The 427-nt window shown below is 31.4% G+C and carries 1 pseudogene; it reads left to right on the plus strand.

The features are described 5' to 3' along the window. Positions 1–208: 208 nt before the first annotated feature. A pseudogene (locus ADI58_RS11425) lies at positions 209–427 on the plus strand (hypothetical protein); the annotation flags it as partial.

A 427-nucleotide genomic window follows, 5' to 3' on the forward strand; every position in this document is an offset into this window, starting at 1 on the left:
AATCATAGTTTTATGTTTTGGTTTTTTATTATTTCACATCAACCCCTATTATGCTGGACCCGATGAGACACTGAAAGGAAGAATAAATTTATTCTTTTGGCAGCTATATTGGAGACCTATAGGAACTCTCAGTATCCTTTCGGGTTGCATTATGACTTTCAAAGGATTGAAAAAATAATCTTTTGATCATGAAGAATAGACATTTTTTATGATTAAATTGAAATTATTGTTTTTCTCTGTTCTATCAAATCTATTTTTCTTAGTCACAACATCTACGGTTTTTGCTGATGTCTATCCTTGCACAAATTATGAAATTGTATCTAATCGTGTTGTAAAAGATATCAACACAGGAGAGTTATTGTCATTTTATACGACTGAACTTAGAGACGCCTATTTAGAGTCTAAATCTACGTATCAGACTCGTTCT

Source organism: Streptococcus mitis (assembly GCF_001074635.1).
Classification (GTDB): Bacteria; Bacillota; Bacilli; order Lactobacillales; family Streptococcaceae; genus Streptococcus; species Streptococcus mitis_E.